General features: G+C 43.6%; 16 protein-coding genes. 4 read left to right on the top strand and 12 right to left on the bottom strand.

Features of this window, described 5'->3' with window-relative positions; all coding sequences use genetic code 11:
- Positions 1-37: 37 nt before the first annotated feature.
- The 9 genes from HC660_RS01355 to HC660_RS01315 all read right to left on the bottom strand — a co-directional run bounded on the left by HC660_RS01355 (position 38) and on the right by HC660_RS01315 (position 7,199).
- Positions 38-313: a hypothetical protein gene (locus HC660_RS01355; RefSeq protein ID WP_168746835.1), complete on the bottom strand. Its 276-nt coding sequence runs from the start codon at positions 311-313 to the stop codon at positions 38-40.
- 57 nt (positions 314-370) lie between these two features.
- Entirely contained in the window at positions 371-1,162 is a 792-nt protein-coding gene (locus HC660_RS01350) for a phosphatidylserine decarboxylase (protein ID WP_168746834.1), read from the bottom strand.
- On the bottom strand, positions 1,155-1,643 hold the full coding sequence (locus HC660_RS01345; RefSeq protein ID WP_010332864.1) for a DedA family protein: 489 nt from the start codon (positions 1,641-1,643) through the stop codon (positions 1,155-1,157). The genes HC660_RS01350 and HC660_RS01345 overlap by 8 nt, the downstream gene beginning before the upstream one ends.
- Complete coding sequence (pssA, locus tag HC660_RS01340; RefSeq protein WP_010332863.1) at positions 1,634-2,173, bottom strand: CDP-diacylglycerol--serine O-phosphatidyltransferase; 540 nt, start codon at positions 2,171-2,173, stop codon at positions 1,634-1,636. Before pssA ends, HC660_RS01345 begins: the two co-directional genes overlap by 10 nt.
- Positions 2,174-2,360: 187 nt before the next feature.
- Positions 2,361-3,257 (bottom strand): alpha/beta fold hydrolase, encoded by an 897-nt coding sequence (locus tag HC660_RS01335; protein WP_168746833.1) that lies wholly within the window; start codon positions 3,255-3,257, stop codon positions 2,361-2,363.
- Positions 3,258-3,430: 173 nt separating this feature from the next.
- Positions 3,431-3,835: a DUF2606 family protein gene (locus tag HC660_RS01330; RefSeq protein WP_010332860.1), complete on the bottom strand. Its 405-nt coding sequence runs from the start codon at positions 3,833-3,835 to the stop codon at positions 3,431-3,433.
- Positions 3,798-4,736, bottom strand: coding sequence for a trypsin-like serine peptidase (locus tag HC660_RS01325; RefSeq protein ID WP_168746832.1), 939 nt, complete (start codon positions 4,734-4,736; stop codon positions 3,798-3,800). The genes HC660_RS01330 and HC660_RS01325 overlap by 38 nt, the downstream gene beginning before the upstream one ends.
- 150 nt (positions 4,737-4,886) lie before the next feature.
- Entirely contained in the window at positions 4,887-6,041 is a 1,155-nt protein-coding gene (gene purT, locus HC660_RS01320; RefSeq protein WP_168746831.1) for a phosphoribosylglycinamide formyltransferase 2, read from the bottom strand.
- Positions 6,042-6,140: 99 nt separating this feature from the next.
- Complete coding sequence (locus HC660_RS01315; RefSeq protein ID WP_168746830.1) at positions 6,141-7,199, bottom strand: iron-containing alcohol dehydrogenase family protein; 1,059 nt, start codon at positions 7,197-7,199, stop codon at positions 6,141-6,143.
- Between the two features lie 241 nt (positions 7,200-7,440).
- On the opposite strand from HC660_RS01315, the gene HC660_RS01310 reads away from it, so the two are divergent.
- Positions 7,441-8,355 (top strand): hypothetical protein, encoded by a 915-nt coding sequence (locus HC660_RS01310; RefSeq protein ID WP_168746829.1) that lies wholly within the window; start codon positions 7,441-7,443, stop codon positions 8,353-8,355.
- A 61-nt stretch (positions 8,356-8,416) separates the two neighbouring features.
- Positions 8,417-8,842 carry a hypothetical protein gene (locus HC660_RS01305; RefSeq protein ID WP_168746828.1) on the top strand — a complete coding sequence of 142 codons (426 nt, stop codon included), beginning with the start codon at positions 8,417-8,419 and terminating at the stop codon, positions 8,840-8,842.
- 26 nt (positions 8,843-8,868) lie between these two features.
- On the opposite strand, the gene HC660_RS01300 is transcribed toward HC660_RS01305, so the two are convergent.
- The 3 genes from HC660_RS01300 to HC660_RS01290 form a co-directional block, all read right to left on the bottom strand.
- On the bottom strand, positions 8,869-10,122 hold the full coding sequence (locus tag HC660_RS01300) for an MFS transporter (protein ID WP_168749342.1): 1,254 nt from the start codon (positions 10,120-10,122) through the stop codon (positions 8,869-8,871).
- Positions 10,119-11,036: a bifunctional helix-turn-helix transcriptional regulator/GNAT family N-acetyltransferase gene (locus HC660_RS01295; RefSeq protein WP_168746827.1), complete on the bottom strand. Its 918-nt coding sequence runs from the start codon at positions 11,034-11,036 to the stop codon at positions 10,119-10,121. The genes HC660_RS01300 and HC660_RS01295 overlap by 4 nt, the downstream gene beginning before the upstream one ends.
- 92 nt (positions 11,037-11,128) lie before the next feature.
- A complete protein-coding gene (locus HC660_RS01290; RefSeq protein ID WP_168746826.1) occupies positions 11,129-11,377 on the bottom strand; it encodes a YbeF family protein in 249 nt (82 codons plus the stop codon).
- 289 nt (positions 11,378-11,666) lie between these two features.
- On the opposite strand from HC660_RS01290, the gene glpT reads away from it, so the two are divergent.
- Together glpT and HC660_RS01280 are read left to right on the top strand one after the other, a co-directional pair.
- Positions 11,667-13,001: a glycerol-3-phosphate transporter gene (glpT, locus tag HC660_RS01285; protein ID WP_168746825.1), complete on the top strand. Its 1,335-nt coding sequence runs from the start codon at positions 11,667-11,669 to the stop codon at positions 12,999-13,001.
- Positions 13,002-13,099: 98 nt separating this feature from the next.
- Positions 13,100-13,999, top strand: coding sequence for a glycerophosphodiester phosphodiesterase (locus HC660_RS01280; protein ID WP_168746824.1), 900 nt, complete (start codon positions 13,100-13,102; stop codon positions 13,997-13,999).
- Positions 14,000-14,004: the final 5 nt, after the last annotated feature.

Genomic DNA, 14,004 nt, shown 5'->3' with positions numbered 1-14,004 from the left:
TTTCGGTTATAAAAAAAGCTTCTACTGATAGAAGCCGTTAAGAGCCTTTCATCGCCTGATGAAAATAAAACCGGTATGTATTTCTCAAAAACGTCTCAACCGGAAGCTGCACATCCGTTTGGTATTTGCTGATGATGAATGGAAACCGCTCCAATCCTTTGTGGCGCAAATCGTTCACTTGCTCTGCATTACTTGCCGCCTCTTGCAGAACTATTTCAACAATCGGCCAGCACGCTTCCTGCACCTTGTGAAGAGCCGCTCCATCTCCGGTTTGCTGATAATGTGTGATCCAGCTGACGATTTGTTTTTCCATCACTCTCACCTTTCTTCAAAAAAAGAGGCGCCGCTTTCATTTGCGAGCTCCTCTTCTTTACTCTCCATAACCTATCAATTGCCCGACTTGGACTTCTTGGCCTTCTGTTAAATCAGCGGAAGGCTGGAACGCGTCTTTTTCAAAGATCAAAATGACGGTTGAACCAAATGAAAAGTACCCCAGCTCCTCGCCGATCTTCAATTGATCACTTGTGCTGGTCTGCACGATTGAGTTAATATTCATCGCGCCGACAGGAATCATCAGCACGTTTCGATTGCCGCTATTCAACCCATAAACAACTCGGTAATTTTTCGACAGTACATCTTTTCCGTATTTTAACCCAAACTGATTCACCGGGTATGAACGGTTTCCGAGTTCTGCCAGCTTTTGATATGTGCAGCTGATCGGCGAATGAAAGCGGTGGTAATGCCGCGGGCTTAAATACAGCACAACGAAATATCCACCGTTGTATTGATGATCAGCACTTTTACAGCCGGTCAATTCAGCGAATGAATAGTCTTTCCCCTTTACCGTAAAGGTTTGATTATGATTGATTGTTCCTATCGTCTGAACGACACCGTCAACGGGGCTGACCACAGCATGCGCCTCATTTGAAACAGGGCGCCGCTCCAAATTAATATTCCGAATAAACAATTCGGAAAGCGAACCGTAATCAGCGGCCGTTCCGTCTACATCATTCCAGTTAATTTGAAAGTGTTTAGAGAAGAGCGGAATGACCGGCTTACTGATTTTCGATTCACAAAATCCTTTGATCAGGCAGGATGATAATCGATGGTTCGTCAGTTCTATCAATGATCGGTACAGAATCTTTACAGCCGTATTAAACATGAATAATCCCTATCACCCTTCCGATTGTAATAAAAACAAAGCACCACAAAAAGGCGCCGATCGCTGCATATGCAATATACGTTTTCAGCTCCATTTTGCCGATTCCCGAAAAGTAACACGTCACATGCCGGACGCCTGGAATAAAATAACCTAATATAAGAGAATACGGTCCGTATTTTTTCATCCATTTTTCTACTTTCAGCATTCTTTTTTCCTTCAAACCGACCCATTTGCCATACTTATCGATAAACGGACGCCCGGCCTTTCTGCCGATTATGTAGCTGATCATCATGCCTAACAGGGCTCCAACAAAGCTGATAAAAATGGCAAGCTCATAATTCAGCACATCAATATGCGTAAAATAACCGACGATTGTCATCATGACTTCGTCGGGTATCGGCAATCCTATAATCCCAAGAACAAGCATCAAAAAAATAGCGAGATAACCATAATCCGCTATCAGCTGCTGCACTAATTCCATCTTTCGGACTCCAGATTTTCTGCTTCTGCTGCGTGTTTTTTAAAATGAGGAAATTTCACTTTGCTCACCATGAGATAAGACAGTCCGCATGTGCCGAGCGCCAGCAGGATCGGGTTATTCACAAAGCATAAAATGACGAGACACATTGCCGCAAATGGAATCGGCATTCCGATAAACGTCGGAAGTTTGCTTTGTTCAACATTAAATTTAGAGAGCCGAAGCATTCCGCAAATACTGTAAGCCAGCGCGCATAGTATCCCGATAAAGGGCAGAGCATATAAAGCGACACTGTAGGCGAGCATGGATGGCGCCACACCAAATGTAACCAGATCCGCAAATGAATCCAGTTCTTTCCCCATATCAGATACAGCATTCAGCTTACGAGCAGCCATTCCATCGAAGAAATCGAGAAACATGCCGGTAAAAATGAAAATCACTGCTGAATGGATGTTGTGAAATATTAAAGAATGAACCGCCAAAAGCCCGCAAATAAAGTTTCCTATCGTAATCATACTGGGTATATAATTCACAGTGTAACCAAACCTCCAATTGAAAAAAACCTTATATCAACACGACGTTGTATATCGAATCAGCGTTACAGGAAAAATCTCTCTATTAAACATGATAACATAGACTGCCAGAAAAAAAGCAGCACTCAAATTCTATTATTATACAACATTTGTTACCTTTTGAACAATGAATGCCAGTCTTTTCAATTTATGTACTCATTTCATTTTCGCCTAAAAATGACATTACACGTTTATTGACATAGTCCGGCTGCTCCAGAGGTAACAGGTGTCCCGCGTTCTTGACCATTTCCGTCTGAATCCCCGCGACTAATACAGAAGCTCTTTCTAAAGCCATTTGCTGATGGTACATCACTTCATGCTCGCCGAACATCAGCAGTATCGGAACCGTGATTGACTTTAACTCCGCGTCTGTGAACACGTAGGGAAAGCCATTTTCTTTCGGTGTCAGGCTTCTTTTCTCATCCTGCCACTTGACTCCAGCCTTGATCTGCTTTTGCAGCTTGGGATGAAGCTGATAGCGGCCGGCCGTCAGCCACTTGATGTAAGCATCAGCCCCGTTCGGCTCACTAAGGCCTGCGGCATATTTATAGACATCCGGATGAAATGATATAAACGCTTCAGCAGGACTGATGACCACTGCCCTCTCCACTCTTTCAGGCATATCAAGCAGAAAATTTACTGTATGAAGCCCGCCAAGGGAAAATCCGGCCAGATGTGCGTTCTTAAGCCCAAGTGAATCAAAAACATCTTTCAGCCAATGAACGCAATCAGCTCTCGTATCCAGAGAGGCTGATGGTATACTTTTATTTTTGTCTCCTATTATATCGACTGCATATGTACGATATTGACCGCTCCACTCGGCGATATTCGGATACCACATGACAGAGCTGAAGAGCCCTCCGTGAAGCAGTACAAGCGAAGGTGCGTCCTTTGGCCCACTTGCCATGATATGTGTTTTTCCGAAACGAGTAGAAACATAGAAAGCTTCCGAATCAATCGGCCACAAAGAAAGGCTTTCATCATAAGCCTGGTAAAAGCATGTACCGCCTTCAGCCGCGGCAAGCTGCATTGAATCCTGTTTCATCTTTTTCTTTTTCCTCCGACTTTCATTTATAAATAGAGAAAGGAGACTGCCCTTTCTTGTAAGAAAAAATACCCATTCTTATTATCTCATATAACAATTTTCCAGTATATAGTTTGATCGTATACGAAGATTAATAAAAAAAGACGCTCTTCCTAAACTTGAAGGAAAACCGTCTACTCTTTAAAGACTAATGGAATAACTTTATCTTTTTTGTCCTTTGTTAATGACACTTGATGCGTCACAGACGTTTCATTCTTCGTCAAAGCGATGGAATAGTCACCCTTTTTGCCGGTATCCCATGTGATGTCTCCGTTTTTGTCTGTTAAACCGAGAATCTCACCGATCTCTGTATTCGGCTCCTGATCTGATGCCGGCGCTTTAACAATTGTCACTTGAACGCCTTCCATCGGTAACCCGGCATCGTCTTCCACATGAAGGGTCACAGGGATCGTTGTTTCTTTCGAAGCAGAATCTGAATGCGCCTGAGAGCTGCATCCGCATAAAAATAAAATAGAAATGAAAACGGCCAGTTTGCCGTATTTATTGATTTGCCCAATATTGAATATTATTGAATACATCATTCGTCACCCTTGTTCCCAAGTTATATGACGATCCTCCGTTGGTATGAATTGCAATGGCCGTCTGCCCCGTATCACTATAATTGCGGTAAACAGGCGAGCCGCTTTGGCAGCCGTACGTATCAGTTGTATAGGTCAGCTTATACGTTTCCGCAGAGCGAATCGGCTTTGTATCAGACCACATGGTGCCGAAAGTCTTGTCACACGGATATCCTGTAACTGATGTAGAGAGGCCGACGGGACTGCTGCTGTTTGTTGTTCTATAACCATACCAGCCAACCGTGTTGCCAGGAGAACCATTTAGTTTTATTGCACCGTAATCATAATTGGTATCTTTGCTTTCCGTCCATCCTTTAACGGAGTAAAACATCGTGCCGGAATAAGTGCCGTATGGATACGATGAACCATTGCGGCCCGGCGCAGCAGTTATCGAAGAAGCCCACCCGTGATCCTTGCTGTACACACAATGTCCGGCCGTTACCACAGTATTCGGGTTTACTAAAAAGCCTGTGCACCCATAAGTGCTTGAGGTATTGGGATATTTGATAGATAGCTGAACCGTTGCTCTGTAAGGAAATGACGTAGTGCCTGAGATTCTGACGCGTTCATCAGATCCGATGACACTTGAAGGCTTTAAGGATTTAATGTTTTTTTCTGATTCTATGAGACCCTGTAATGTTTTGCTTGTTTTTCCGGTTCCTTCATAAGGATCAGAAACCAATTCCGCTTTCGATGTCTGGTTATTGCTGACTTCAGCTTCTTTTCCAGTATTGGAGACAGAGGTTTGCGGGTTCTCTGCCGCTTTTGCCGGCGTTCCGAAAGATACTGCCGCTGCCGTTCCCAAACACAAAATCGTAAAACCTGCAATGCATTTTTTTCTGAATCTTGAGACTACTCTCATTTTAGTCATCCCCCTCCTTTTATGTCAACCAGCCTTTCGTTGGAAGACTTTTACATTATAATCAGGAATCCGATTCTTATGATAAAATTTTTGGATGTGATGATAAAAAAAGCGGGCCATGTATTAAGACAAGGCCCGCCCATTTCATTTCTATTGAATCGATAGTTGATCCAGCGCTTTCTTCACGTTTTCTCGCGCTTTTTCAACGGTGTCAGCCGCAGAAAGCGCAACCGCCATACGGCGTCCGATCTTCGTTATCGGCTTTCCAAACACGCGCACTTGTGTCTTTGGCACTGCCAGCGCGTTTTCCAAACCTTCAACAGTGTAGTCCGCTGACTCTTCCGGTGCTTTGAGGGGCCGGCTGGCGCCTGGAGAAAGCTGTGTGATTTCTGTAATCGGAAAGCCGAGAATCGCCCGTACATGCAGCGCGAATTCCGACAAATTTTGCGTCACCAGCGTCACAAGACCTGTATCATGCGGTCGAGGAGACACCTCACTGAAATACACCTTGTCTTTCGCAAGGAAAAGCTCAACGCCAAACAGACCGTACCCGCCAAGCTCATCCGTAATGGCTTTCGCAATATGCTTCGCCTCTTCAATTTGCTGCTCTGTCATATGATGCGGCTGCCATGATTCGATATAGTCTCCATCCTTTTGCACATGGCCAATCGGCGCACAAAATACCGTACCGTTCACTGCACGCACAGTTAAGAGTGTAATTTCTGATTCAAACGGGATAAACTCCTCGACGATCACGCGTCCGTTCTTTACGCGTCCGCCTTCCATCGCCGTCTCCCAGCAGCTCTCCAAGTCCGCTTCTGAGCGGCATACGCTTTGGCCTTTTCCCGAAGAACTCATCAACGGTTTGACGACACAAGGGAAGCCGATATGAGCTGCAGCCTGTACAAATTCTTCATATGTATTCGCAAATTCATAGCCTGCCGTCGCAAGCCCCAGCGTTTCTGCCGCAAGCCGCCTGATGCCTTCCCGGTCCATCGTCAGCTTCGCCGCACGCGCATTTGGGATCACGTGAAATCCTTCCTCTTCAAGCTTCAGCAATTCATCCGTCGCGATCGCCTCAACCTCAGGCACAATCAAATCAGGTTTTTCTTTCTCAATAATGTGTCTGATCTGCTCACGATCCAGCATGTCAGTGACATAGCTTTTATGCGCCACCTGCATCGCCGGAGCATGCTCGTAGCTGTCTACCGCCACCGTCTCTACCCCAAGACGCTGGGCTTCAATCACAACCTCTTTCCCCAGTTCACCTGAGCCTAACAATAAAACCTTCTTTGATTGATACATCTTTGCCCCTCCTATCTGTTCAAAAACCATTATAACTGAAATATTTAAAAAATAAATTTCGCAATAAAAAAGCTAAAATAAGAAAACCCTTATTTTAGCTTATGATTCCAATACATTGATTGCCGCCACAACATCCGCTTCACGATAAGAACCCATTAAACATAACGATTCTTCCGGCTTGCACGCGTGAGCCGCAACAACTTTCTTCGCATGCTCTTGATTCTTATAGATGCCTAAATCACTCAGTTTCACCGGGAAGCCAAGCTGCTGATAAAACGGAATCAGCTCTTCAATTTCCTGATTTCGCTTCTCAAGCGCAAGCTGAATCAGTATGCCGTACGCCACCTTTTGTCCGTGCAGTACATGATGGGTTTCCGGTATAAAACTCAGACCGTTGTGAACCGCATGAGCACCCGCCATCCTGCCGAAGCGTCCGGCATAACCGCCTACAGTCCCCGCCAAAGTAATAATGGTTTCTGCTACAGCTGTGAAAGAAGCCGAGGCTTCCCCTTTCTCAAGACTTTCAACAGCCTTAAGGCTTTCTTGCAGCAAAAGATCACGAATATAGACAGACTGCCTAAGCCCCGCTTGGACCATTAATGAAACAGGCTCCTTCGTATTTCTGATAATCGCTTCCGCTTCATACCATTTCGCAAGCGTGTCGCCAATTCCGCTTTTAACATACTCAATCGGAGAAGAAAGCAGCAATAACGGATCAACGAGTGTCAAATAGCTGGAACGTTTATGATAATCGACTCGGATAAAGTTGCCTTCTTGATCATAGATCACACTCAGCGGCGTGCTTGCCGCGCAAGTTCCCGGGATTGTCGGAACAGTTATGACTTCAATATCCAAACGATCTGCGGCAGCTTTTGCGGTGTCTAACACTGTTCCGCCGCCAATCCCAATAATGAGATCAGCAGATGCCGCTTGTTCCGCAATCTCCCTTATTGCTTCAGGCGAGCTGTACCCTTTATGCTGAATCACTCTCCACTCCGGCGGAATCGCAGCATACGTTTGAAATGCCTCATACGACTTAATGCCCGTTACAACAACAGGATGCTTCCATTCCTTCACAAGTACCGGCAGCTCTTTTACCATTCCTTGTTTGCATATGTATTGATTCGGACCGCTTCGGACAATATCTTCTGGCTGCATTTCCATCTCTCCTCCATTTTTTCATCAATCATCTCACTCTCCTTCAAATGGTGTCAATCCGCCTTCCCCGCAAACCAGCCGCCAATGGCATAAGCGCTGAAAAATGGGGCAACATCGGTAAGCCCTGCCTTATAAAGCAGTTCCTCTTCCTGTGATGACATCAATACAAAACTGCATGAACATAAGTTAAAATATGCTCATGCAGTTTTTTAGTTTATTATGATTTGGAGGTTTATACATAATGAAAAATGATCAAATCATTTTTGAAAAAACGAAAAGCATCGCTCACGATATCGATCAGATGCAAAATCAACAGGAGATTATAGATTATCTTTTTCGCCAGGATTCTCTTACACTCAACCAGTTGAAGCACTATTATTCTGAACCTTACCTTCCGCTTCAATTTCTGGTGAAATTGGCGGTTTTATGTATGTTTATAGCTATGACATTAGCCTCTTTCTTTTTCGTCCAAGCAAAACAAGTTTTCACCAATCCTATTCTATCTGATATTTCACCAGCAGCATTTTCTATTTTTACAGTCATTTGTATCTTTATGGCTTATACTAAAGTCATAAAAAGAGAAAATAATAGCAAAGGGGAAACATCGCTAATTCAACAATCTGAATTTTATGAGAAAAACAAGTTAATTAATACAATACTTTATAAAAAATATAAAATTGATCAACAAAATATACTGTCCAATAAACCAAGTGCCTCTGATAATGAAGATTCAATGAATACTTTTCATGCTGTATTGAATCATGTTCTTACAATTAGTAAAAATGATAAAGAGCTTTTGGACTACTTACATACAAAAGATAATGCTATGCTATACCAATTAAAAGCATATTTTTCTTCTCGTCCATTTGCTCTTTCACATTATGTGAGTTTGATGTTTTGCGGAAGTATAATTGTCATCTATGCAACTACTTTATTTTCAGGACAAATCAATTACATTGATATACCAAACATTTTTATCTTTCTTTTATTAATTATTTTCTTAAAAATCCTTATTGATTTGATAAAGCTTTTAAATATATCTAGAAAAGGACAATTACATACTGTTCTACACTTTGCACAGAGAGCCGAATATCTGCGAATGAAAGGAATTATAGATTTTATTCTAACTGAAAGATATAACAAAAAAATCATGTAGTTTTGTTTTACCCTGACTAAGAAAAGAAATACGCAATTGTTATACTTAGGAGATGGATGTATTGAATATAGACCTACAAACATATAAAGAAACTGAAACAGCCGTGAAGTTCATTTTAGAAGGTAAAAAAGATGATAAAGAAATCCTGGCTTTTCTAAACAAACAGGATTCTATCATGCTGAATCAGCTAAAAGTATTCTTTAGCGAGCCCCAGCTTACATTCAAATACACCGTCAAAATCGTTTGTTTCGTGACATTCATAACTTTATATATTTATTTTTTCAGCACTCGTTTTAATGAATTAATAGAACTATCTGTACAAATGTTTTTTGCCTTGATCGGCCTTTTTTGGGTGTCTATTGTTTTTCCATTTTCAAGAAAAGTTCAAATTTCTGAGCGCTTCAAACAAAAATCCGAAAACACCCGCATTGTCAGTATGATCGACTTCGTATTAGAACAAAAATACAAAAAAAGCATCTCTGAATAACCCTCTCCAGAGATGCTTTTTCTCACTTACACCTTCTCCGTCACAGCCGCACTGTCACGATTCATCGCCGCAGGCTCCCTCAGCATCACGTTCATCACGCTTGCAAGCACAAGCATTCCAATCGATACATAAAAAGCCAGCGTATACTCACCTGTTACGGTATAAATGACGCCGGGCACATATGCTCCGAGGGCAGAGCCGATTTGATGGGCAAGTGACAGCCAGCCGATCATGAGGCCGATCGAGTAATTTTGAAAGTACTGGGTGGCAAGCATTTGCGTCGGCGCTACCGTTGCAAAGTCCACTAATCCAAACAGAATCGCAAAGGCTAATAGCAGGTAGGGTTCGTGGCTGTAAATCAGAATCACAATCGACAGCGCTCGCACCGCATATAAAAAACACAGGATTTTCCGGCTGCTCCACCGATCCGCTACGATTCCGGACAGTAAGATACCAGCGATATTAAAACCGGCCAGCAGGCTGACAGCGGCGCTCGTAACAGTTGTAGAAAAACCGTGATCATGAGAAAAGGGAATCAAATGGGTATCCATCAGCCCGACGGTCGTAAAGCCGCAGATTAAAAACGGAAGGATCAACAGCCAAAACTGCCTCATACGAAACATCGCAGTTACTGAGCCTGCTTTGGTTTTTGATCCTGTTTCTACCTCCTCCTCAGCAGCCCCGCCGATCGGCTCTTCATTTTTCTCTGAAGGATGATTTCGCAACAATAAAAGGGCTGCCGGAAGGACAACGACCATTAACAGCAACCCCAATGCCACAACCGTCAGCTTCCAGCTAAACCAATGGATCAGCATAAGCGATCCGGGAACCAGCAGCATTTGCCCCGCTCCAAAGCCCGCTTCCATGATTCCAAAGGCAAGGCCGCGCTTCTTGCTGAACCAATTCACCACCAGCACACTTGTTGCTACATTCGACGCTCCGCCAACTCCGAGTGACACCCCCAACCCGTAAAGCAGAAAGAGCTGCCACGGTGAAGTGATAAAACATGTCGAGAAAATGCTGATCCCGGTCAGTAACGTGCTCCATGATAAAACCGCCCGCGCGCCCCATCTGTCCACAAGCCGCCCGATCACAGGCTGGGATATCCCGTAAACGACAAAGCTCAGCGTTGAAATCAGCGAGATGGTGCCCCTATCCAGCGAAAACTCCCGCTCCCAAGGCTCGACAAACGCACCAAACGACAGGCGCACACCTTGTACGGCCAGTAAAATCAAAAAGGTGATAAAAACAATGATCCAAGCATAGTGGAGTCTTTTCATGACAGTTCTAAATCCCACCGCTCTTCTGTCAGATGCTGTCCCCATAATGACGTTTCTTCTTTCACTTCACTCAGTCTGAATCCAAATTTCTCGTAAAGCGGACGGGCTTCAGCCATACTGCTCACTGTCCAAAGATAAATCCGTTCAAACTTCATCTCTCTGCTATATGTAACGAGATGCTCAAGCAGTTGTGTGCCCAGCCCTCTGCCCCGAAAAGCGGCATCAACCAAGAACCATCTCAGCTGCACCGTCTTTTTATCTTGTTTGACCAATCCGACACAGCCTGCAAATTTTCCGCCGCTTTCCGCGATCCATATCTTTTCAATTTCCGCGTCAAATGTCTCATGGAGATAAGCTAAAAATGTATTATCCCAGCCATGAGCTTCTGCATAAAATTGCCTTTGCTTTTCGATGAGAAGGTGAATGTCATCCGATAGATAATAATCTCTGATTGAAATACCCGATGTCTTGGATGAGAGCGACTGAGACAATATGGCTTCAATCTCCTCCATAGCTGTCGCAAGCTTGTGCTGCTTTTCGTCATCGATTTCCTTCAACATCAGCTCAACCTGTTCATTTGCTTTCTTCTCAAGCTTTTTATAAATGGTTTTCCCCGTTTCCGTCACATATATATAATGGTGGCGGGCATCAGCTTTGCTCTTCTCTTTATAAATCAAATCTTCTTTTTCAAACTGTTTTAGCATTCTGCTGACATATCCCCGGTCAAGTACCAGCTTATCCTGAAGATCTTTCGCCGTACAATTCGGCGTATTGTAAATCTCAAATAGAATCCGTGTCTCCGTTAAGGAAAACGGGCTGTCATAAATGTGTTCGTTAAGGAAGCCAAGAACATTCGTGTAAAATCGATTGAACTTTCTGAATTTTAATCCCGCAGCTGATTCATTGATTTTCAAACTCATCCCCACTTTCTATATCGTTGATTAAAGCAATTATAATCACTTATAGTTGCCATAGTCAACGATATATCAAAAAGCGGGGCGAAATTTCATTTTCTAGATGCCTTCCTCTTCCTCACCACCATCAATGTAATATACGATAAAATCAGCGAAAACAAACTATAGACAACGACCCATCCCAAAAATGATTGATTGAAAATCGTAAACGTAAGCACGAGAGAAATGATCAGACTAATCAACGGCATCATATACACGTTTTTACAAACATAAGTCCCGGCGACCGATAACACAATAACCGCTAACGGTAAAATGCCGAATGCGATATCTAATTCATCCACCTGGCAACAGCCTCCTCCCAGATTTTTATGCTACTTGTAAAAAAACATAACCCCAATGACTAAAAGGATAATATTTGCTTTTTTCACTCCATTTAAAATTACCCGTTTACATTCACTCCAGACTATGATAATTTAAGAAAGCGCTATCATGATAAGTTAATAGCTTGGATGGAGATGAGGAGAGCCAGGAATCCCACCCCTTTTGACAAGGGGTGTTTTCTGGCTCTTTTTGTTTGTCAGAAAGGAGGCACGTCACACATCCAACACAAACAGCAAAGGGGATGATTTGATGTTTCACCTATTTAAACCGGCTCCTCACATTGAGAGACTGGATGAGTCAAAGACGGATGCGGCTTATAAACGGCTAAGGCTGCAAGTATTCATAGGTATTTTTATCGGCTACGCAGGTTATTACCTGCTGCGGAAAAACTTCGCCTTTGCCATTCCTTATCTGCAGGAACAGGGGTTTTCAAAAACCGAGCTTGGATTGGTGCTGGCCGCGGTATCCATTGCGTACGGCTTCAGTAAATTTATTATGGGCATGGTGTCCGATCGCTGCAACCCGAGATATTTTCTCGCGACAGGCCTATTTTTATCTGCAATCGTTAATATTCTTTTTGTTTCTATGCCTTGGGTAACTTCAAGCGTCACCATCATGTTTATTTTTATGTTTATCAATGGATGGTTCCAAGGGATGGGCTGGCCTCCATGCGGAAGAACAATGGCCCATTGGTTTTCTATAAGTGAACGCGGCACGAAGATGTCGATTTGGAATGTCGCTCACAATATTGGCGGCGGAATTCTGGCTCCGCTTGTCACTCTTGGAATTGCTATGTTTGTCACTTGGAAAAGCGTGTTTTTCTTCCCTGCCATTATTGCAATACTGATTTCATTTTTAATTGTCCTTTTGGTGCGGGATACCCCTCAATCTTGCGGGCTTCCGCCAATTGAAGAGTACCGGAATGACTATCCAAAACACGCTTTCAAAGATCAAGAAAAAGAATTAACGACAAAAGAAATCCTTTTTCAATATGTACTTAATAATAAGTTTCTTTGGTACATCGCATTTGCAAACGTATTTGTTTACTTTGTGCGATACGGCGTAGTGGACTGGGCGCCTACTTACTTAACAGAAGCCAAAGGGTTCTCTCCGGAAGACTCCCGGTGGTCGTATTTTCTTTACGAATACGCCGGCATACCAGGAACGATCCTGTGCGGCTGGATCAGCGACCGCTTCTTCAAGAGCCGCCGTGCACCGGCAGGCGTTCTGTTTATGGCGGGTGTTTTCATTGCCGTATTGGTGTACTGGCTGAATCCGGCCGGCCATCCGCTGGTAGACAACATTGCTCTGATCAGCATCGGCTTTTTAATTTATGGTCCTGTGATGCTCATCGGTCTGCAAGCCATTGACCTCGCACCGAAGAAAGCAGCCGGAACTGCGGCTGGATTGACCGGGTTTTTCGGATACATCGGCGGATCTGCTTTCGCAAACGCCATTATGGGACTTGTCGTTGACAGATTTGATTGGAACGGCGGCTTCATCATGCTGATCTCATCTTGTATACTGGCTATCGTGTTCTTGGCCTTAACATGGAATACGGGAAAACGAGCGGAGCATGCTTAAGAAAAGATTATAAAAGATTAATATTTTCCCAACACGCCATTTACATCCGTTATCTAACATAAAAGCTGTTACTGCTTGTTCATAAGGAGGAAGAAAAGATGCGAAAAAATAGATTACTAGCTTTGGTTCTGCTATCTTTTGGTTTGCTGTCGTTTATGGTTACACCTGTTTCGGCAGCCTCAAAAGGAAACCTGCTGTCTCCTGACCGGATCCTGACAGTCGCGCACAGAGGGGCTTCCGGATATGTGCCTGAGCACACGATCCTATCTTACGAAACCGCTCAGAAAATGAAAGCCGATTATATTGAGTTGGATTTACAGATGACAAAAGACGGGCAACTCATTGTTATGCACGATGAAAAACTGGACCGCACCACAAACGGCACGGGCTGGGTGAAGGATCATACGCTCGCGGAGATTAAGAAACTTGATGCCGGCTCTTGGTTTAATGAAGCTTATCCGGCAAAAGCAAAGCCGCAGTACGCCGGCCTTAAAGTTCCTACATTAGAAGAGGTATTAAATCGTTTTGGCAAACATGCTAACTATTACATCGAAACAAAATCGCCTGACACCTATCCAGGCATGGAGGAAAAACTGATCGCTTCCTTACAGAAGCATAAACTGTTAAGCAAGCATTCAAAACGCGGCCAAGTCATCATCCAATCGTTCAGCAAAGAAAGCCTGTTAAAAATTCGTCAATTACAGCCTAACCTACCGACTGTTCAATTGTTGGAAGCAAAACAAATGGCTTCCATGACAGATGCTGATCTGGAGGAAATCAAAACCTACGCTGTCGGCGCGGGTCCGGATTATAAAGCATTGAATGCAGAAAATGTCCGCATGATTCGCAGCCACGGTCTGCTTTTGCATCCTTACACAGTCAATACAGAAGCAGATATGCGCCGCCTGCTCAACTGGGGAGTTACCGGCGTGTTTACCAACTATCCGGATGTATTTCATCATGTGAAAAAAGACTACAAAAAAAGCATTGAATCCTAGGATTC

It is taken from the genome of Bacillus mojavensis (genome assembly GCF_012648005.1).
GTDB lineage: Bacteria > Bacillota > Bacilli > Bacillales > Bacillaceae > Bacillus > Bacillus mojavensis.
Note: the sequence above shows the minus strand (reverse complement) of the source record. Positions and strands in the feature narration are given on the sequence as shown.

What these genes read in the sequence shown, in the direction of transcription:
- glpT (WP_168746825.1), top strand. Translation starts at nt 11,667, where the DNA reads ATGTTTCACCTATTTAAACCGGCTCCTCACATTGAGAGACTGGATGAG.
- HC660_RS01310 (WP_168746829.1), top strand. Translation starts at nt 7,441, where the DNA reads ATGAAAAATGATCAAATCATTTTTGAAAAAACGAAAAGCATCGCTCAC.
- HC660_RS01300 (WP_168749342.1), bottom strand. Translation starts at nt 10,122, where the DNA reads ATGAAAAGACTCCACTATGCTTGGATCATTGTTTTTATCACCTTTTTG.
- HC660_RS01355 (WP_168746835.1), bottom strand. Translation starts at nt 313, where the DNA reads ATGGAAAAACAAATCGTCAGCTGGATCACACATTATCAGCAAACCGGA.
- HC660_RS01330 (WP_010332860.1), bottom strand. Translation starts at nt 3,835, where the DNA reads ATGTATTCAATAATATTCAATATTGGGCAAATCAATAAATACGGCAAA.
- HC660_RS01335 (WP_168746833.1), bottom strand. Translation starts at nt 3,257, where the DNA reads ATGAAACAGGATTCAATGCAGCTTGCCGCGGCTGAAGGCGGTACATGC.
- HC660_RS01315 (WP_168746830.1), bottom strand. Translation starts at nt 7,199, where the DNA reads ATGCAGCCAGAAGATATTGTCCGAAGCGGTCCGAATCAATACATATGC.
- purT (WP_168746831.1), bottom strand. Translation starts at nt 6,041, where the DNA reads ATGTATCAATCAAAGAAGGTTTTATTGTTAGGCTCAGGTGAACTGGGG.
- HC660_RS01280 (WP_168746824.1), top strand. Translation starts at nt 13,100, where the DNA reads ATGCGAAAAAATAGATTACTAGCTTTGGTTCTGCTATCTTTTGGTTTG.
- HC660_RS01345 (WP_010332864.1), bottom strand. Translation starts at nt 1,643, where the DNA reads ATGGAATTAGTGCAGCAGCTGATAGCGGATTATGGTTATCTCGCTATT.
- HC660_RS01325 (WP_168746832.1), bottom strand. Translation starts at nt 4,736, where the DNA reads ATGAGAGTAGTCTCAAGATTCAGAAAAAAATGCATTGCAGGTTTTACG.
- HC660_RS01350 (WP_168746834.1), bottom strand. Translation starts at nt 1,162, where the DNA reads ATGTTTAATACGGCTGTAAAGATTCTGTACCGATCATTGATAGAACTG.